Consider the following 19,923-nt stretch of genomic DNA (forward strand, 5'->3'; position numbering starts at 1 on the left):
CTAATGAGTGAGAAGTTAGTTAAGCATCAATACTTGGCGTTTATTTCATATCGTCACGCTGATAATAAGCAAACTGGACGGCAGTGGGCAACCTGGTTGCATCAAGCAATCGAAACCTATGAAATCCCAAAAGATTTAGTGGGTCAAAAAAACGCCCGTGGCGAGTTGATCCCTGAGCGTATTTTCCCCATTTTTCGCGATGAAGAAGAGCTCCCAGCCGATGCTGATCTTGGCAATGCAATTACACGTGCACTAGATAATACTCAACTGCTTATTGTGTTATGTTCGCCTAACGCAGTGGCATCTACTTATGTTGCAGATGAAATCGATTACTTCAAAAAGTTAGGCCGAAGCGATCAAATTATTGCCGCAATGATTGACGGTGAACCAAATGCAAGCTGGGATAAAACAAAGCAATCGCAAGGGGTTACGCCAGAGGATGAATGTTTTCCAAAGCCCTTACAATATGCTTACGACGCACAGGGCAACCCAACAACACAATTAGCTGAGCCTCTAGCGGCTGATTTTCGGGTTAATCATGATGGCAAGCTTGAACAAGGCTGGACCTCAATTGAAGCATATAAACAGTATTTAAAATCGCGCACTGAATTTTCAAGCCAAGATTTAGCTCGATATGTTGAGCAATACCAAGCTCAACAAAAATTGATGCTGTTAAAAATTATCGCAGGCATTTTAGGTGTGCCACTTGGGGCATTAACTAAGCGCGACCAAGCTTATCAATTAGAACTTGCTAAGCAAAAGGCAAAGCGTTTGCGCCAATGGTTAAGCGCCGTCGCTATGCTGGCTGTTATTGCAGTGGTAGCGGGTGTTTTTGCTTATATTAAACAGCAACAAGCCATTAAAAATGAACAGCTTGCGCAACAGCAAACTAAAATAGCAACTGAGCAGCGTGATGCTTCATTGTTAAATCAAAGTCGCTTTTTGCTTGATAGGGCCCGTCAAGCTAACGATGATGGAGAGCATGATACTGCGTTGCTATTAGGCCTCAATGCACTACCCGGTTTATATGGCGGAGAGCGTCCAATGCCCGGTGGAATAGGGCAATTGCGTCGGGCGATTTATGCCAATAACAAACACTTTTATTATCAAGCACAAGAAAAAATTGAACAGTACCAATATGTTGAAAATGAACAGCTGTTTGTACTTTCAAATGGCAAAGTTAAGCGTTTATCAATAACAGACAGTGACGAAGATAAACTGCTTAAAACTGAACAGTTTGTTCAAGGCTTTAGTCTGAGCCGTGATAACAAACAACTTGCTATAGCGACTCGTGAGGGCGAAGTCAGTGTTTGGGATAGTGATACCTTAACCAAACAACAAAGCACCGAAATTAAAGCCGAGATAAAAAACCTAGTATTTAGTCCTGATAACAAAACCCTTTATATGAGCAGTCATTTTGACCGGCTCATTGCTTGGGATGTCACTAATAATGCGCTTTTATACGATGTTAAACATTCTCAACAATACGGCTTGGCAGACATTCAAATTAGCCCAAATGGTCACTATATTTTAACGACTCCTGAGCTCGTGGGGCCACTTAAACTCTTCAACGCTCAAAATGGAAATGAAATACGCTCATTGGATTTAGCTTATGATTTTACAGCTAAAAATAGCTTAGCTCGACAAACAGGCTTTACCAATGATAGCCAAGGCTTCGTTATTTACGATCTAAATGGTACCCGTGTTGAAGCAGTTGAAAGTGGCGAGCAACAAGGAGTTACTCCGCATATTCATACCTTGATGAGTAAAAATGGAGAATACGTTTATGCAATGGCCACTGTTAACCAAGTGCAATCGACAACCGAAAATGCTGATTTTATTCGTAGTTTAGAAAAGGCACCGACACTTTGGAATATCAAAACAAATCAAGGTAGTCAGCTTAGCCATTTTTCAAATGTTGAAGATGGCGCATTTACACCAGACGGTAAGCTTTTGATCACATTAGCGTATAAAAATGTGCGTGTGTGGGATGTCGCAACTGGTATTGAAGTTAATAACTTTAAAATTAATCAGCGCACAAAGCTTGTTTTAACAAACAGTGAGTTGGTTAACGCCTCGAGTGATGACAAAAGTATTTCAATTTGGTCATTACTGAAAAATAGCCCTAGCATAGCACTTAGCGAAAAAATTAATTTATGGGGCGCTGAATTTAGCACTGACGGGCACACTCTAACAGCACAGAGCCTTGATAATAAAAACCAGCTTTATATGTTTAATAGCTTGAGTGGTGAGCTTGTTCGACGCATAGATTTGTGTGAACGACATCGTGTTAATATCGCCGATGTAGCCAATGCAAAACGCTTTATAAGTGTGGAATGTGGTTATGGCAATCACCAAGTATTTGATCTAGAAAAGAACAGCTTAATTGAGTTTGGTGACAAATATGATTCGTCTTCGGTGGTGTTATTAAATGAAGCACAGCATTTTGTTTTATTTATTGAAGATTCTTGGAACAAAAAAGCGCTTTACTTAGTTGACTTGATGAGCGAACAAAGCATCGCCGAAATCCCCCTTATTGAAGATACCATAATGACCGAGCCTAGGCTGAGTGCTGATGGGCGTTATTTATTGCTAGGTAATAATAAAAAAGGGGTGATGCTTTATGATTTACAAGCGAAAAAGCCGCAGTTTAATACAACTAAAATAGCCCGAGTTCTTGATGCCTACTTTGTGTCACAAGCAAAACGTTTGGTAATAAAAGCAGCCAAGCGTAAAGTGGGTATCTTGGATTTGCAAACCGGTGAGGTTTTAAAACAACTGACCTTCCAGTCTGATATTGCAGACCTACTTGTTAAGGGGAGTGAGCTGGTTATTGGATTAAAAGACAAAGCTGTTGTGGTTGTTGACACTGTTAGCTTGCAAGAACTTTATCGATTTAACACCACTGAAGAAGCTGGGGATTTAAGCTTATCAGCATCAGCAGAATATTTAATAATTAATCAAGGCAAGCCTAGTATTTATCATCTTGACACGGGTCAGCTGTTTTATCAGGTTGATGATTATCAACAGCAAAAAATAGCGTTTGATGAGCATGCTGACCGCTTAATTATATTAGCTAATCAAGGCAAGTTGTTTAGCTTACCCGCATTGAGTCGTGAAATTAATGATGCTGCGAAAAATGCATTGCCAAAAAGACGCAACTGCTTAACGCAAAAACAGCGTGAAGATAACTTTATTTCGCCATTAAATGTTCAGCAAAAACAAGTGCGAGGATGTTTAAAGTAAAATACTTAACCAGATGCTAAAGCTCACCACACTCAATACTGTTGAAAGCACGACGCTACTTGCCAGTGTCGCTTGGTGTTGCTTAATTTGATTGGCGATTAGATAAGCGTTGACCCCTAAAGGAGAGGCGCTTAAAAGTACTAACACGTTCAGTAATGATTGCTCTAGATTGAATACGCTGCCTGCAAAAAAGTAGACCCCGCACGGTAATACAACTAGCTTGATGATGGTTGCGATGATTGAGGCTTGTAAGTTGTCGGCCACTTTATAAAACGCAAGGTTCGCCCCTAATACAAACAACGCACAGGCAATGGCAGGTTTGGCAAGTAGACTCAGGCCATTTGCTAAATTATCAAAAAGTGTAAAGCCAAGTAAGTTAACAGCCAAGCCGCTACTGATGCTTAACACGACTGGATTCAGCAGCATGTTTTTAGCAAATGCTCGCCAAGAGAATGTTTGCTGCGACTTAGCACTGAGCAAAAAGGTAAGGGTAAACAAAAGTGCGCTATGAAAAGTGATGATCATAAACACAATGCCGACCATCTGTTGCCCAAGTGCAGCAATAATTATAGGTAAACCTACCAGTACCGTATTTGAGTAACTACTGCCAAGGGCAAAGACAGCATGACGTGACGGCGCAGACTGCTTGCTAATAAGGTAGCGGTCAAGAACATAGCCAAGTGCGTAAATGGCCAATACCGGGATGTAAAAGCTCAAAAACCCCGCAATGGACACACTATTTTGTAAATCGGCTTGGGCCATATTTAAAAATAGAAAAGCAGGCACACTGATATAAAAAGTAAACTTACTTAAACCTGCTATATGCTCTTTCGATAAAAACTTGCTTCGCGAGCTGATGTAACCACTTAACACGATAAAAATCAGTGGAAAGATAATCGAAAAAATATGCACTTTAGGCCTTATGATAAGAAGACGTTATCGTCTGAACTCATCACTTTGTGGAAGATTAATTAAAATAAGTACTGCACCTTTACCACCAAATTCAAGAGGCGCTTGGTGCATAGCAATCACATCAGGGTGTTGAACTAAATATTGCGGTACCTTGTGTTTAAGTATGCGCTCACCAATGCCATGCACAACACAAGCGCAATAGTAATGCTGTTTTTTACACTCATGAATTAAACCTGCCAACTCATCTTTGGCTAATTCTTTATTTAAGCCATGTAAATCAAGGGTTAAATCTGGTGGGTAATCTCCACGGCGAAGTTGTTTTGCTAAAAAGCTATCGTGACCTGGTTTGACATAACTTACGGTGCCATGAGTGTCGATGTCTGGTACATATTCATCAGAAAAGAAAAATTCTGCCTGATGTTGCTTTTTTTGCTGGGAAAATTGCTTCGCTTGTGACACTTTAGGCTTATTGGTGAATCGAATAGTGTCTTGTTTAAATGCTTTGGCACCACTGATACTCTGACGAAATAATTCAATATCGTCAGTGCTAATGTGGTTGTTGGCGTGGGGATCTTTTTTCATGGCGGCAGTCTAAACAAAAAAACGCTAAAAATCGAGTAAAAACCAACTGAAAAGACGGTACAATACGCGTCAGAACAGACTTTGAAAGTTAAGGAACATACATGAACCATTTCCAGATAGAAGACGCAATTTTAGACGAGGCAATTGCAGAACTTTCAACGTTGCATGATTGGTTACGTTGGACAACCAGTCAATTTGCCAGCAGTGGTATTTTCTTTGGGCACGGCACAGATAATGCGTGGGATGAAGCAGTTAGCTTACTATTACCTGCATTAAGTTTGCCAATAGATGCGCCAAAAGAGTTAATGCATGCGCGTTTAACCAGCACCGAGAAAAACCGTTTAGCTGAACTAATTGCAGAGCGTATTAATGATTGTACGCCAGTACCGTACCTGACCAACACAGCGTGGTTTGCAGGTATGCCGTTTTATGTTGATGAGCGCGTGTTAATTCCACGTTCGCCATTTGCTGAGTTAATTAACAATCGCTTTGCGCCTTGGTTAGAAGAGCCAAGCTCAGTAACGCGCATTCTTGATTTATGTACCGGTTCTGCATGTATCGCTATTGCACTTGCACAAGCATTTGAAGATGCACAGGTTGATGCGGTTGATATTTCATATGAAGCGCTCGAAGTTGCTGATATTAATATTAGCGATTACATGCTAAATGACCGTGTACTGCCAATTCAGTCAGACGTGTTTAGTGGCGTTCCGGGTCAAAAATATGACCTGATAGTAGCTAACCCACCGTATGTTGATGCTGAAGATATGGCTGATTTACCGCGTGAATTCCATCACGAGCCAGAGCTTGGTTTAGCATCGGGTCATGATGGTCTTGATGTTACTCGTACCATCTTAGCTGAAGCCGCAGAGCATCTAACTGATAACGGTTTGTTATTTGTCGAAGTTGGTAACTCTATGGTACATATGGAAGAGCTGTACCCAGGCGCACCATTTGAGTGGGTTGAATTTGAACAAGGTGGTCTTGGCGTGTTTGTGATCAGCAAACAGCAGCTTGTTAAATATTTCGCAGATTAACAGCAGATTTTAAAAGCCGAGCCTGAGGGCTCGGTCTCAGTAGTCATTAGGAATGAGGAAAATTAATGGCAGGTAATAGCATCGGGCAACTATTTAAAGTGTCCACCTTTGGTGAGAGCCACGGCGTTGCATTAGGTGGCGTTGTTGATGGCACACCAGCAGGCCTTGAAATTAGCGAGGCCGATTTACAAATAGATTTAGACCGTCGTAAGCCGGGGCAAAGTCGTTATACAACACAGCGCCGCGAAAGTGACGAAGTAAAAATTCTTTCAGGTGTGTTCGAAGGTAAAACTACTGGTACTAGCATTGGTTTACTGATTGAAAACACCGATCAACGTTCAAAAGATTACGGCAAAATTGCCGAGGTATTTCGCCCAGGTCATGGTGATTATACTTATTGGCATAAATACGGTATCCGTGATTACCGAGGTGGTGGTCGCTCTTCTGCCCGTGAAACTGCGATTCGTGTAGCGGCGGGTGCAATTGCAAAAAAATATCTAAAACAATTTCATGGTATTGAAGTGCGTGCTTGTTTGAGCCAGCTTGGGCCAATTAAAGCTGAAGATTACAACTGGGATGAAGTGGAAAACAATGCATTTTTCTTTCCAGACACCAGCAAGCTAGAAGCGCTTGATGAGTACATGCGCGACCTAAAAAAACAAGGTGATTCGGTAGGCGCTAAAGTTAAAGTGGTTGCTAAAAATGTGCCTGTTGGTCTTGGTGAGCCAGTATTTGATCGCCTAGATGCAGAGCTTGCACACTCATTAATGAGCATTAATGCGGTAAAAGGCGTTGAGATTGGTGATGGCTTTGATGTGGTTGAGCAAAAAGGCTCTGAGCACCGTGATGAGTTAACTCCTGATGGTTTCACATCAAATCACGCGGGCGGTGTACTTGCAGGTATCTCGACAGGGCAAGACATCATTGCCTCTATCGCACTTAAGCCAACTTCAAGCATTACCATTCCGGGTAACAGCATTAATACCAGCAACGAAGCGGTAGAGATGATCACCAAAGGACGTCATGACCCATGTGTAGGTATTCGTGCAATTCCTATTGCTGAGGCGATGATGGCGATTACCTTAATGGATCACTTATTGCGCCAACGTGGTCAAAACCCACATGTAAGCCACGAACATGGACCAATCAAAGGTTCGATTTAAGCGCAGTCTTAAATAAAGTAAACGCAGTTAATGAGCGCGATGATTATCATCGCGCTTTTTTATGCCTGTTAGAATTTTAATAAGGGGAGTAGGCTGTGTTTGCTATCAGTCCACATGGTCAGTTCGCTAAATGGGTAGCGTTTAATGGGCGACAAATCACTGATAGATACACGATTTTAAAAAAGCCTGATTATCAGTTAGCACTACCCAGTCTGAGCCTATGCCTGATGGGCTATGGCCTTGATAGCTAAACTTTAACATTGCTTTATTAAAATGTTGGCTATGTGCCTGTAATACAGGCAGTAAGTCGATATGATTATTTGAAATATGCACAATCAATACGCCATTTTCATTGAGCCTTTGCCAATAAAGTGACATTGCTTCTTGGGTTAGCAAATGCGCAGGAATTACATCACTTGAAAATGCATCAATAATCAAGACGTCAAATACTTCGTCCGCATTATTTTTTAGCGCAATACGACCATCCCCTAAGCTGACTGTGAGCTTGGCTTTACTGTTTTCTAAATATGAGAAATAGCGCTTTGCCATCTCGACCACAGCAGGGTTTAACTCAAAAAAGTGAATACTATCCTGTTGGTCTGCAAACCGCGCTAAAACGCCTGCACCCAAACCAATGACGCCAATGTTTAGTGCGCTGTGTTGCTTTAGTATGGCAAGTGATTTAGCGACACCAGTATGCTGATGGTAATAACTTTGCTCAAACTGTTGGTTTGGATTTAGTGGCTCTGAGCCATGAATCGTGGTGCCGTCAATTAAGCGCCTTTCTTTTATTGATTGAGTGTTTATATCTTTTACCGCTAAATAGCCATAAAAGTTGCGGCTAGTGGCAACGTTATATTGGTTAAAGTTTACTGCTAAAAAGCAATAGCATGCTAACCAAGCGATGGAGCTGGTTGCGAGAGTGAATTTGAGCTGTTTTGTCGTTGTTTTAGCATTTAATTGGAAGTAGCACACAAAACTAAAAATAACCGCTAATGTAAGTAAATACTCGTCAATCTGGACAAATAGCAATGGGGCAATGAGCGTACTGAAAAGCGACCCTAACACACCACCAAGGGCGATATAAAAATAAAAAATGGTAAATTGCTCGTTTTCAGGGGCTTTGTTTCTCAGCTCACCATGACAAACCATACCGGCGGTTAATAGAATCAGGCTGTAAATTATAAGCTGGGCTAGGGCATTGAATAAGCTGCCAAAATAAAACATCAGCAGACCTGCAAAAGCCGAGAATATAAACACATATGCCCACACATGACGCTGATAATTAGCTCTGTTGGCAAACGTATAACTAAAGGTGAGCAAGTAAATTACAAGAGGTAACGACCAAAGTAATGGCATGGGTGGAATATTAGTGCTGATCATATGCGTGGTAGATACCAACATGGCTGAGCTTAAGGCACTTAATAACAGCCATTGACCTTTACCTTTTAAAAGCGTGAAAGGCCTAGTTTGAATAGATGCTTTTGATAAATCGGGTGCTTTTTTGAGTAAAAATATTACTAGAAGTGCTAATAACAAGCAGTAGCTGATAAGTCCAAATAGCCAATATGTAGTTTGCTGCTCTAAAGAAAATAGTAATTCATAAACGAGTGGGTAGCTCATTAACGCCAGTAAAGAGCCCAAGTTTGAGATGGAATACCAATGGTAAGGCACCTGTGCTGAAGCAGTTTGCACATACCATCTTTGTAAAAGTACGCTGGTAGCGCTCAGTAGAATAAATATTGGACCAATTTCTATAAATAAATTAACAAACACCGCAAGCGCAGGTGGCCAATTTGTGAGATTTGGGGCTGCAAATTCTGTCACAACAATGAGTGTGGCAAAGGTGACTAAAACTATATGGGTGACTACCTGCAACTTAATATGAAAGCGCCCTATGTTATGCGCATAGAAATAGCCAATAAGTAACATGACTTGATAAAACACTAAACTCGCAGACCAGATAGAGGCACCACCACCAAATTGCGGTAGAAGTTGCTTTGAAAGCATCGGCTGAATTTGAAAAATTAAAAAAGCACTGATGAAAATAGTGAGCGTTGATAAATATTTATACATTGTTTTTATTACCTATTTTGAGATAGCAAAAACAATCTATTAGCCAGATTAAAGTGACAATGGAGTAACGCTTGAGTTTCTCTTAAGAAAACCTTAATCTTTGATTCGTAAATATTTATTGGAGAAGTCAGTGGCGCGTTATCGAATCGGCAAATTTGCAATTGATGATAGTCGATGTTTAATTTCATCGCAAGATTATGAGCAAATAGTCGAGCCAAAGGTCATGGATGTATTACATACCCTTTATTTAAATAAAGGTGAAGTTGTAAGCCAAGAAGTAATCTTTGCAAATGTGTGGCCTAATGCTACCTACAACCCAAGTTCGGTACAGCGTTGTATCGCATTACTACGAAAAGCACTCCAAGAAGATGCCAAAAATCCGCAGTATATAATTACACACCCTAAGCGCGGTTATAGCCTTGAAAAAGTAACACAGGGGCAGAGCAAAAAACTAAAAGCGCAAAATCTTGGGTTGCTGTTTTTTTTACTAGTAAGCCTTATCGCTACTGCGTGGCAACTAATCCCTAAACAGCAAGATACTGCTCACTTTACCCAGCTGATGCCACTCACTTCGAGTGAACTAAATGAAGCTAATTTGTCACTTTCACATAGTGGTAAGTACCTTGCTTTTGTTAGAGGTGATAAAGGAAGTCAGCAAATTTGGCTTAAAGAGCTTGCGACAGAGCGAGAAGTGAGGCTGACTGAAGATGCTGCAAGCTACTATGCTTTGGGGTGGTCGACCTCCGATAATGCGATTGCGTTTGTGAAAAGTACAGAGCAGAAACAACATCTAAACACTATAAGCATTGATTTATCTAAATTTCAGCCATTAGAACAAGCGACGGTGAGTGTTTTTGATGACACCGTTGTAACCAGTCACCACATCGATTGGCATGCTGATAAGCTTTATTACATAGAAAAGGATAAACTACACAACGATACTCGACTCGTTTCACTTAACTTAGAATCTAAACAAAAGGCACATTTACTAGCTGCCACACAGCAAGATTGGTTAGTTGTTAATGCGTTATCGAAAGACGGCCGTATAGTCGCAATGGGGATTGAAGCGGGGCAAAACAAATACCGTATTGATGTACTCGACCTAGCCAGTAAAAAAATACAAACTATTGCCATTATAGAAAACGGTATTCAAGGATTAAGTTGGCACCCGAATAATCAAGCACTATTGATTAGCCAACGAAATCAGCTTATTAATTTAGAGCTTGATGGTGAGCAGCAGTTAATTTCATTTAATAATTATCAAATAATTCGTGATGCCCAGTACACACCAGACGCTGAAGCCATTTTGATGGAGCTAGTGAATGTTGATGTAGATATTGTTAGCCAAACACGTGCCACCCCTGACAAATTGACCAAACTCGTAGATACCTCATCGATCGACTTTCTACCCGTGTTTTCGCCAGACTCAACTAAATTTGTTTTTGAGTCTCATCGTTTTGGATTAAAGCAATTATTTTTATACGATAATGGTAAGCAAACGCGCATTTTTGCTAACCCTGATAACCATGAGTTATTTGGTATTGTTTGGAGCCAAGACGCACGGCAGGTTTACACCGCAAGTAAAGATACATTGTTTAAAATTGATTTAAGCAGTGGCACTTATGAAACAATTCCCCATGGAAATCACTCTTTTTACTTGCGAGAAATGTATCACAATCAAGACGCGATTTTAGTTTCATATCGAGCGGAGGATGGACAGACGTTTCATCCGGCAAAATTCGATTTAACAAGCCTAAATTTGACACCTTTCACAGGCTCAGGGAAACGTTTAAGCTGCTATGGCATGGATTTAGATGAGCAAGATCAGATCTATTTTTCAAATAGCAACGAAGTGTTTCGAGTTAATAGCCGAGGAGATACTGAGACTGTTTGGCAAGCTGCTAACAATGACATCATTGGTATATCTGTAAGTAACCAGCAATTAGCGGTCACTATGGAGTATGCTGATACCATTAATTTCCAACGTATTGATTTGGCAACCGCTGCAACAGAAAGTTGGCAATTAACTCAACCTAAGCAACATATGCTGATCAACAGTGCCCATGATTTAACAGAGTTTTTATACCTTACAGAGCCTAATAGAACTCGTAAGTTAGTAAAGCTTCTTTAGCTTGATATGTTTTTTACGTATTAATCAAATCCACAAGCTGCTTAAGTTGCTCATGACTTAGTGGGTTGTGGGCATGATTACCGTAAAGCAGCACGATATCAATGACAGGCAGTACCGGAAGTGAGGTATCGCTGATCTCTTCCACACCCGATTGCATGCTTATTCGCGCCATACTGCCAATTGCCAGTCCCTGTTTAATCAAACCATGTAACGCTCCAGCTGAGCCACAACAGGCAATAATATTAAAACGACGCTCGGCTTTTAATAGACCCTCAATACTGGCTTGGTGAAACTTACAGTCTCGTTGAAATAAGGCGATAGGAAGTGGGGTTGAATCGATAATCTCAAAAGCAGGGCTTTTCACCCACACGCCTTGGCTTGATTGCAATAAGTAGCCTTCTTCGCTGTCTGGCGAGCGAGTGGCAATCACCAAATCGAGCATACCTTGGTCTAGTTTGGCTCTAAGCTCAGTACTAGGGGCGCAGCTTATTTGTAAATCCAGTGCATTAAACTGTTGGTGTAAAGCATCAACAAGCTCTGGTAGTAAAGAGTGGGCATAGTCATCAGGACAACCAATGCGCACACGTATATTGCCAGTGCCTGCTTTTAATTGCTTAAAGGCTTCATCATGAAGCGCTATCAATTGCTTTGCATAGCTTGCTAGCTGGTGGCCTTGATGGCTTAGCACCAACTGACGGCCTTGCTTTTCAAATAGCGGACTTGCGAGGTCTTGTTCAAGCTTTTTCATTTGCATACTTACCGCAGATTGGGTTCTGCAAATTTGTGCTGCAGCGCGGGTGAAGCTGCCTGTATCAACAAAGGCACAAAAAGTTCTGAGGGCATCAATATCCATAATGTATCAGCTTTTCTTATAGGTAGCATAAAAACAATTGGCGAGTAATTACCCAATTGCTGTTTTATAGTGAGCCTAATCTAAACGTTAAAGGAAGCACAATGCAATTATTTATTGGCAATAAAAACTACTCAACTTGGTCATTGCGGGCGTGGTATTTGCTGAGTAAATTCAATATCTCTTTTACAGAGCTGCAATTAGTTTTAGATACGTCTGAGTTTTATGAAGCATTAAAAAGTAAGTTTCCCGTGCAAAAAGTGCCGGCCCTTATTGATGCTGAATTTATCGTGTGGGATTCACTCGCTATTTGTGAATACATCAATGATGCTTATCTAAATGGTGCTGCTTGGCCTAGTGAAATAGCCCAAAGAGCAAAAGCGCGCAGTCTAGCGGCTGAGATGCACTCTGGTTTTGCTGCACTTCGCAGTGAAATGCCAATGAATATTCGCGCTAACAGGCATGTTGAATTATCAGAGCAAGCTAAAAAAGACATTGCGCGTATCGATGAGATATTTTCTGCTCAGCAGCAAAGTTACCCTAATGCATGGTTATTTGGTGAGTTCTCTATTGTTGATGCGATGTTTGCACCTGTGGTGCTGCGCTTCAAAACGTATCAGGTGGAGCTTTCGCATGCTGCACAAGCTTATTGCCAGCACGTACTTAGTTGCCCGGTAATGCAAAGCTGGATCAGCGAAGCCCTTAAAGAAACCGATATTGTAGACTGTGATGAAGCGGGTGAAGAAATCAACTAACTGAAATTTAGAATATTTTCCTATTTAATTTATTGTCTACTATACTTTTATTTAGGGTTTTTTGTAGTATTTTTATACAAAAATACTAGTTTAATTAGTGAATATACACTCTATACTAGAGTAGTTGCTCTTTAATCGAACACCCCCCTTTCGTAGTAGGCATTTATTTATGGGCGCTTTTGCAGCAAAATTATTTAATCAAGATATGACGATAGATCGCTATGCCTGTCAATTTAAGTCGCTGCAGGTAGAGCAAATATTTTTACAAAGTAAATTTGCACAAGATAAAAAAATAGCGCAATTTTTTTGCTGCATAATTGCTTTAGTTACCACGCTTGTAACCTTCTTCGATAAGATGATTATTCAAGCTTCATTTTGGCCTGATATTGCTCTAACTGGCCGAATTATTATGGTTTCAGTATGCGTACTTAGTGCTTTTGGTCTGAGTTATATCAAAACTATCCAGTTATTTCGTTTGGTGATATCTGTATTTATGCTGTTCTTATTTTTGAATATGCAGTTTATGGCTATTACTTATGAACGTTTTTACATTCTGCATATGTTTTTTGATTTAATCATTTTGATTACATTTTACTTTTCGACCTTAGTATCAATTAAGTTATCTGTATTTTTAAGTACTTTATATAGTGCACTTGCTATCTCTGTTATCTATTTTAATAAAGAAATTTCTAACCACTCTCTTTATATGGTCATTTTAGCGCATCTGGCGGCTAACTTAGCAGGCATGATCATGGCTGCTCACGAACATATTATCCGTAGGGAGCTATTTGTCAGAAATGCTCAGCTTGCGCAACTTGCTCACGAAATGAAAACCCAAGCACTTAGAGACTCACTCACTCAACTGCCAAACAGACGCGCTTTTGATAATGCTTACCCAGAGTACCAAAGGCTCACTCAGCAGCAACAGGGTGAGTCAAAACAGGTGTGCGTCATTTTGGCAGATATTGATTATTTTAAACGTGTTAACGATACCCACGGTCATGAGGTAGGAGATGTGGTATTACAATATTTTTCTGCATTTTTAACGCAGTCGTTGCGTACCTCAGATGATGTATATCGCTTCGGTGGTGAAGAGTTTGTTATTGTGTTGCCATTATGTTCAGTGCCAGATGCTACTGTCATTATTAATAGTATGATCTCACGGCTGAATGCTGAGATGTTCCAAGTTGAGGGGTTATCTCTACCGATCCGAGCAAGTTTTGGTTTGACTGTGATGCGAGAAGAAGAACAAAAGTTAGTAATTGCAAGGGCTGATGCTGCGCTATATCAGGCTAAAGATGCTGGGCGTAATCAATTAGTTATTAAACTTTAACAGCTTTAATATGAGTTAAAACATGTACCTTATAGTCATTTCGGTATAATCTTTAATCAGATTATTTTCTTAGATTAGCAAGCAAGGAGTCGCGAATGCTAACACGCCACGATAAAGGGTATAAAATTTCAATTAGGGCTAGTGTTCTGCTGGTATTTGTCCTTGCAAGCTTACTCACAGCCGTGGTGGCGATTAGTTTGCATTATTACTTTAGTGAAAAGCTGATACTGCAAACTAAATCTGAGCAATTTAAACAAACTAGCCAACAAATAGCCGATCACATCACCCGAATCAATGAGCGTGCCGATAATACCTTGAGCGTGATGATCCACGACACGCGATTATTTTCGAATAGCCAAGATAATAAAGAGATTTTACAGCATGTATTGCTCGAAATTTTAACGCGCCATCCAGACTTTTATTCGCTTTTTCTTGGTCATGCTAATGGCGACTTATTACAGGTTATTAATTTAAAAGGCTATGCCAAGCTTCCTTCATCGTTTCAACTTGATGAAGACGATCATTGGCTGGTGTATCAAATTACAGGGCAGGGTAGCGATCGTAAGCAAGTAACCACGTATTTAGACGAGTCGCTCAACGTTCGTAAAAGAGACATTAAAGCGACAGATTACGACCCGCGCACCCGTGTTTGGTTTCAGGATGCAATCAGTACTTCGGTGACGAAAACTGAGCAGTACGTGTTTAACGTATTTGATGTACCAGGTTATACCTATGCAATTAAATCAGCGCAAACAGGCGATGTATTAGCGATTGATATTGCCAGTGCAAGTTTGAATCACTTCTTAACCGCACAACAAACTAAAATGAAGCACTTAGTTGAAAGTGAAATGTATGTTTATCGGGGTGATGGCGAGATTATTGCGAGCAGTAAAAATCAAAGCCATCAGCATAGTTTTGCTGATTTATCCCAGTTAGTTAAATTAGATGAGCAGCAATCAGGGCTTGCCAATAAAGCGCATCAATTTGGTAAAATGCTGAGCGTCCATGAAAAGGGGATAGAAAAGTACATGTTTGTGCTGCCTCTGCCGCTCAGTAGCGATATGCAATCTGATGAAGTGGATTATTTTACAGTACTGGTATCTAAAGATGATGTGTTAGCGGTAATTAAAGAAAAAATACGAATTTCAATTTTAGTCACGGGTTTATTTTTACTCTTGCTGCTGCCCGTTTCTTGGTTTTTTGCCTCTTCAATCGTTAATCCAATACTTAAACTAGTGGGTGAGAATAAAAAAATTCAACAGCGCGATTACAATGAGGTATCAACGCTTTCGAGCCATATTTTAGAAATTCATTATTTAGCTAGTTCGATGGTCGATATGAGTCGCTCCATTGAGCAACATGAAGATTCTCAAAAAGCGCTGATGGAGTCCTTTGTTGAGCTTATTGCGCAAGCCATTGATGATAAATCTCCCTATACGGCAGGGCATTGTGAGCGGGTGCCAGAGCTGGGTATTTGGCTTGCTGATGCAGCATCTGGTTCAACAGATGAGGCGTTTTCTGAGTTCAGCTTTAAAACCCCTGATGAGCGACGCGAGTTTCGTTTAGCAGCGTGGTTGCACGATTGCGGTAAAATCACCACACCAGAGCATATTGTTGATAAAGGCACTAAGCTCGAAACCATTTATAACCGTATTCATGAAGTACGCACCCGGTTTGAAGTGCTGCTGCGTGATGCAAAAATTGCTTACTATGAGCAACTATTAGCGCACCCAGAGCAGCAATCTGTGCTTGAGCAAAAGCTTGAGCAACAAACTGAAAAGTTACACGCAGACTTTAGCTTTATTGCTGCCTGTAATATTGGTGGTGAGTTTATGGATGAAGAGCAGCTGTCTCGTTTACATGAGGTTGCTAGCATTAAGTGGCAGCGTCATTTTGACGCTAGTTTAGGTTTATCGCCCCTTGAAGAAATGCGTATGGCTGATTTGAAGAATCAGCATTTACCTGTCGAAGAGTCACTGCTAAGCGATAAGCCAAGTGATTTAATTCCACACGAAAAAGCCGTTGAGTACCCAGAGAGTTTGGGCATTAATATGGTCATTCCTGAGTATAAATATAACCTTGGCGAAGTGTATAACTTGTCGGTTGCACGGGGCACGTTAACAGCGGAAGACCGATTTAAGATCAATGAGCATGTGATCAGCACAATTCGTATGCTTGGAAGTGTGCCATTCCCTAAAGAATTAGCGAGAGTTCCGCGTTATGCGTCAACCCACCACGAAACCTTAAAAGGCACCGGTTATCCACGAAAATTAACCGCTGAGCAGTTATCAATACCTGAACGTGTGTTAGTACTTGCTGACATCTTCGAAGCATTAACCGCAGCAGATAGACCTTATAAAAAAGCGAAACCTCTGAGTGTTGCTATTGATATTTTAGCGAAAATGGTCGATGACGATCACATTGACCGTGACGTATTTGAGCTCTTTTTAACTTCAGGCATATACCTAAAATATGCAAAACAGTTTTTACATGAGTCGCAAATCGATTCGGTCGATATTCAAAAATATCTAAGATAATTATTTGCTTATGCTTTAGGCTAATATTGCAGTGTTTTTGTTTGTAATACAAAGTTATTGGTGTATAAAGATTATACAAGCTAATATTATTTACGAACAAAGCATTGCAAGGAGATGCATAAGTGCTGGTATCTGCTTTTCAAAAACTTAAACAAAAAATTCGTTTCTCGATTCGTCTTACCGTTGTCGCGGTGTTCGTATTAGCCACCTCATTAACAGCCCTGATTGCAATTAGCCTGCAATATTATTTCAGTGAAAAAATGGCTTTAGAAGCCAGTGTTAAAAACTTTAATTTAGCCACCGGCTCCGTTGCTGATTACCTTACTGGGGTGAATGAAAAGTCAGAAAACACATTAAGTGTGATGGTACAAAACAGCAGCCTTATCAGCGCCGACAGCGAAGATAAAAGTGAACTGAGAGATGTCATGAGCGAAATCATGCAGCTCAATCCATTGTTTTATGCCTTATATGTCGGCTATGAAAATGGTGACTTTTATGAATTAATTAATTTAGAAAGTAGTGAAATTGTTCGCCAGCAGTTGCAAGCCATCGAAGCAGATCGCTGGGTCGTGATCCACATTACCGGCGAAGGGGCTGAGCGTGTTCAGCATACTCATTACTTTGATCAGCAATTTAATTTGCGTATCTCTCAAACAAAGAGTACCAGCTATGATCCGCGAGAGCGTTTGTGGTTTAAGCAAGCAAACTCGACCCGAGTCAATAAAACCAAGCCGTATTTTTTCACCCACCTACAAGCTCCCGGGCAAACCTATTCGATAAAGTCGGCAAGAGAAAACAGTGTATTGGCGTTAGACGTGAGCTTATCGAGCATCTCTGAGTATTTAAGTAAACAGCAAAGTAAAATGAGCAGTCAGTATTTAAGTGAGCTGTATATTTACAATAAAGAAGGTGAAATTGTTGCCTCTAACCAACAAAAAAATGGCTTACTATTGCCAAGGCTTGAAAAACTGCCTCTTACTGAAGATCAGCAAAGTGTATTGGCGAAGTACCCTTATTTAAGTGTTTCTAACGAAACCAATTGGCCACCAATGGACTTTAGTGTTGGCGGAAACCCAAAAGGCTATAGCATTGATTATATTAATGGTTTGGCTGAGTTACTTGGAATTAAGGTGACTTTTATTAATGGCTTTACCTGGGCTGAGTTTTTAAGCCAATTTGCAAAAGATGAAATAGACATTATTCAGCCTATTTTTAAAACGCCTGCCAATGAGCCGCTTGGTCTTATGAGCCAAACTATGGCGACCTTACCGTTCAGTATCATTACAGCAAAAGGGTCCACACCAATTGTTACTATGAAGCAGTTAGCAGGCAAACAGTTGGCTATAGGCGAGGGCTGGTCGGTGATTAAAGTGATCAAAGAGCACTTTCCCGACATCGATATTGTTGAGCTACCGAGTACTAAAGCGGTGCTTGATGCAGTAAGCCAAGGGCGCGTCTATGCTGGTTTAGATAACGAGGCGGTATTCAAGTACACCCAAAAGCAGTTTTTTATTGATGGTATTCAGTACAATCAGCTTGATAGTTATAGCCACGATCTACTACCCGATACCCTGCATTTATTGTTTCATCCAGAGGATGCAGCGCTTAAAGACTTAATTGATATGGCAATTACTCAGTTGCCAAATTCGTACATTGCGGCACTCGAGCGAAAATGGTTAGGGAGCGATGCCAGTCAGCAAACACAAGTTATTGGCACTGTGCCATATCCTGAGTTTTTAACTTTAATTACAGATGAAACAAACTTTGCCCATTTACGTTTGATGACCCTAAATGGCATTGAAAAGTACGTGTATATCACTCCGCTTTCAGAAGGGGGCATTAATAGCGATTACTTAGCGATAGTAGTGCCGAAAGAGGGGGTACTAAGCTCTACCCGTGAGAAAATTAAGCTCTCTATTTTTATCACTGCCGCATGCTTAATTATGGTATTGCCGGTGTCGTGGTTTTTTGCCTCACCCATTGTTGCACCTATTAAGACCTTAGAGGGCGAAAACTTAAAGATAAAGCGGCGTCAGTTTGACCAAGTTTCAACGTTAAAAAGCAGTATTAAAGAAATCAATAACCTGGCCACCTCTATGGTGCAAATGAGTCAATCTATTCAGCAGCATGAGCAAAATCAAAAAGCCTTAATGGAATCATTTATTGAGCTTATTGCGCAGGCCATCGATGATAAATCGCCCTATACAGCAGGGCACTGCGAACGAGTACCAGAACTGGGCATTATGTTGGCCAAAGCGGCTTCAAGTTCCAATGAACACGCTTTTAAAGAGTTTGCCTTTAAAAATAAAGACGAGTTAAGAGAGTTTAGCCTCGCGGCTTGGCTACATGACTGCGGTAAAATCACCATCCCAGAGCATATCGTCGACAAAGGCACTAAGTTAGAAACCATTTATAACCGTATTCATGAAGTGCGCACACGTTTTGAAGTGCTATGGCGAGATGCAGAAATCGCTTATTTAAAAGCGTTGCAAAGCTCACCAGAAAAGCAACCTGAGCTTGAGGCCGAGCTTGGCAAACGCCAAGCACAATTACGCAGTGATTTTTCGTTTATAGCTGCGTGCAATGTGGGTGGCGAGTTTATGGATGAAGCAAGCCTTAAGCGTTTAGAGGCGCTCAGTAACATAACGTGGCAGCGACATTTTGACGATAAAATAGGCCTTTCGCCAGTTGAAGAACTACGCGTTCATAGTAATGATGAGCAGTTGCCTGTTACTGAAAAGCTACTTTCAGATAAGCCAGAACATCTGATCACCCATGATAAACCTATTGAGTATGACGAGCGCTTAGGCATTAAAGTAAGCATTCCTGAATACAAGTATAATCTAGGTGAGCTGTATAACTTGCAAATTCAGCGCGGTACGTTAACAAATGAAGATCGCTTTAAAATTAATGAGCATATTATCAGTACCATTCGAATGCTCGATAATGTGCCGTTCCCTGAAGAGTTAGCACGGGTGCCACGTTATGCCTCGACCCATCACGAAACTCTAAAAGGCACGGGGTATCCGCGTAAGTTATCTGCAGATGATTTATCGATACCTGAGCGTGTGCTAGTGCTGGCTGATATCTTCGAAGCATTAACCGCTGCCGATAGACCTTATAAAAAAGCCAAGCCACTCAGTGTTGCCATTGATATTTTAGCCAAGATGGTAGCCGATCAGCATGTTGATGAAGATGTGTTCAAATTATTTTTAACATCAGGTATTTACCTTGAATATGCAAAACGCTATTTAAACCCAGAGCAAATCGATGATGTTGATATCGCAAAATACCTGTAACT

Annotated in this window: 11 protein-coding genes and 1 pseudogene; 8 read left to right on the forward strand and 4 right to left on the reverse strand. The window is 40.7% G+C overall.

Translation table 11 applies throughout. The features are described from left to right. Nucleotides 1-3 precede the first annotated feature (3 nt). On the forward strand, nt 4-3,246 hold the full coding sequence (locus J8Z28_RS05460) for a toll/interleukin-1 receptor domain-containing protein (RefSeq protein ID WP_250660045.1): 3,243 nt from the start codon (nt 4-6) through the stop codon (nt 3,244-3,246). Here the strand turns inward: J8Z28_RS05460 and J8Z28_RS05465 are convergent. Then, nucleotides 3,238-4,158, reverse strand: a complete 921-nt coding sequence (locus tag J8Z28_RS05465) for an AEC family transporter (RefSeq protein ID WP_055020736.1) — start codon at nt 4,156-4,158, stop codon at nt 3,238-3,240. The genes J8Z28_RS05460 and J8Z28_RS05465 overlap by 9 nt on opposite strands. A gap of 24 nt (nt 4,159-4,182) precedes the next feature. Continuing rightward, the gene (gene smrB, locus J8Z28_RS05470) at nt 4,183-4,740 is read right to left on the reverse strand and encodes an endonuclease SmrB (protein ID WP_250660046.1); all 558 of its coding nucleotides are present in this window, start codon (nt 4,738-4,740) and stop codon (nt 4,183-4,185) included. A 101-nt stretch (nt 4,741-4,841) separates the two neighbouring features. Between smrB and prmB the strand changes: the two genes are divergently transcribed. Together prmB and aroC are read left to right on the forward strand one after the other, a co-directional pair. Then, nucleotides 4,842-5,777 (forward strand): 50S ribosomal protein L3 N(5)-glutamine methyltransferase, encoded by a 936-nt coding sequence (gene prmB / locus J8Z28_RS05475; RefSeq protein ID WP_175079220.1) that lies wholly within the window; start codon nt 4,842-4,844, stop codon nt 5,775-5,777. Nucleotides 5,778-5,842: 65 nt separating this feature from the next. Next, nucleotides 5,843-6,940, forward strand: coding sequence for a chorismate synthase (aroC, locus tag J8Z28_RS05480; RefSeq protein WP_239963925.1), 1,098 nt, complete (start codon nt 5,843-5,845; stop codon nt 6,938-6,940). 156 nt (nt 6,941-7,096) lie between these two features. On the opposite strand, the gene J8Z28_RS05485 is transcribed toward aroC, so the two are convergent. Beyond that, nucleotides 7,097-9,016 (reverse strand): fused MFS/spermidine synthase, encoded by a 1,920-nt coding sequence (locus J8Z28_RS05485; protein ID WP_250660047.1) that lies wholly within the window; start codon nt 9,014-9,016, stop codon nt 7,097-7,099. A gap of 130 nt (nt 9,017-9,146) precedes the next feature. Here J8Z28_RS05485 and J8Z28_RS05490 point away from each other — a divergent pair, with 130 nt between their 5' ends. Next, complete coding sequence (locus J8Z28_RS05490; protein WP_250660048.1) at nt 9,147-11,147, forward strand: winged helix-turn-helix domain-containing protein; 2,001 nt, start codon at nt 9,147-9,149, stop codon at nt 11,145-11,147. A gap of 13 nt (nt 11,148-11,160) precedes the next feature. On the opposite strand, the gene J8Z28_RS05495 is transcribed toward J8Z28_RS05490, so the two are convergent. Beyond that, nucleotides 11,161-12,000, reverse strand: coding sequence for a LysR family transcriptional regulator (locus J8Z28_RS05495; RefSeq protein ID WP_055198014.1), 840 nt, complete (start codon nt 11,998-12,000; stop codon nt 11,161-11,163). A gap of 101 nt (nt 12,001-12,101) precedes the next feature. On the opposite strand from J8Z28_RS05495, the gene J8Z28_RS05500 reads away from it, so the two are divergent. From J8Z28_RS05500 to J8Z28_RS05515, 4 genes and pseudogenes are all read left to right on the forward strand, one after another. Then, nucleotides 12,102-12,752 (forward strand): glutathione S-transferase family protein, encoded by a 651-nt coding sequence (locus J8Z28_RS05500; RefSeq protein ID WP_250660049.1) that lies wholly within the window; start codon nt 12,102-12,104, stop codon nt 12,750-12,752. 169 nt (nt 12,753-12,921) lie between these two features. Continuing rightward, nucleotides 12,922-14,085 (forward strand): GGDEF domain-containing protein, encoded by a 1,164-nt coding sequence (locus J8Z28_RS05505; protein ID WP_054562109.1) that lies wholly within the window; start codon nt 12,922-12,924, stop codon nt 14,083-14,085. A gap of 944 nt (nt 14,086-15,029) precedes the next feature. Continuing rightward, nucleotides 15,030-16,622: pseudogene (locus J8Z28_RS05510) on the forward strand (HD-GYP domain-containing protein); the annotation flags it as partial. Between the two features lie 122 nt (nt 16,623-16,744). Continuing rightward, nucleotides 16,745-19,921, forward strand: coding sequence for an HD domain-containing phosphohydrolase (locus tag J8Z28_RS05515; RefSeq protein WP_250660051.1), 3,177 nt, complete (start codon nt 16,745-16,747; stop codon nt 19,919-19,921). The last annotated feature ends 2 nt before the right edge of the window (nt 19,922-19,923 follow it).

It is taken from the genome of Pseudoalteromonas sp. SCSIO 43088 (assembly GCF_023650795.1).
GTDB lineage: Bacteria > Pseudomonadota > Gammaproteobacteria > Enterobacterales > Alteromonadaceae > Pseudoalteromonas > Pseudoalteromonas shioyasakiensis.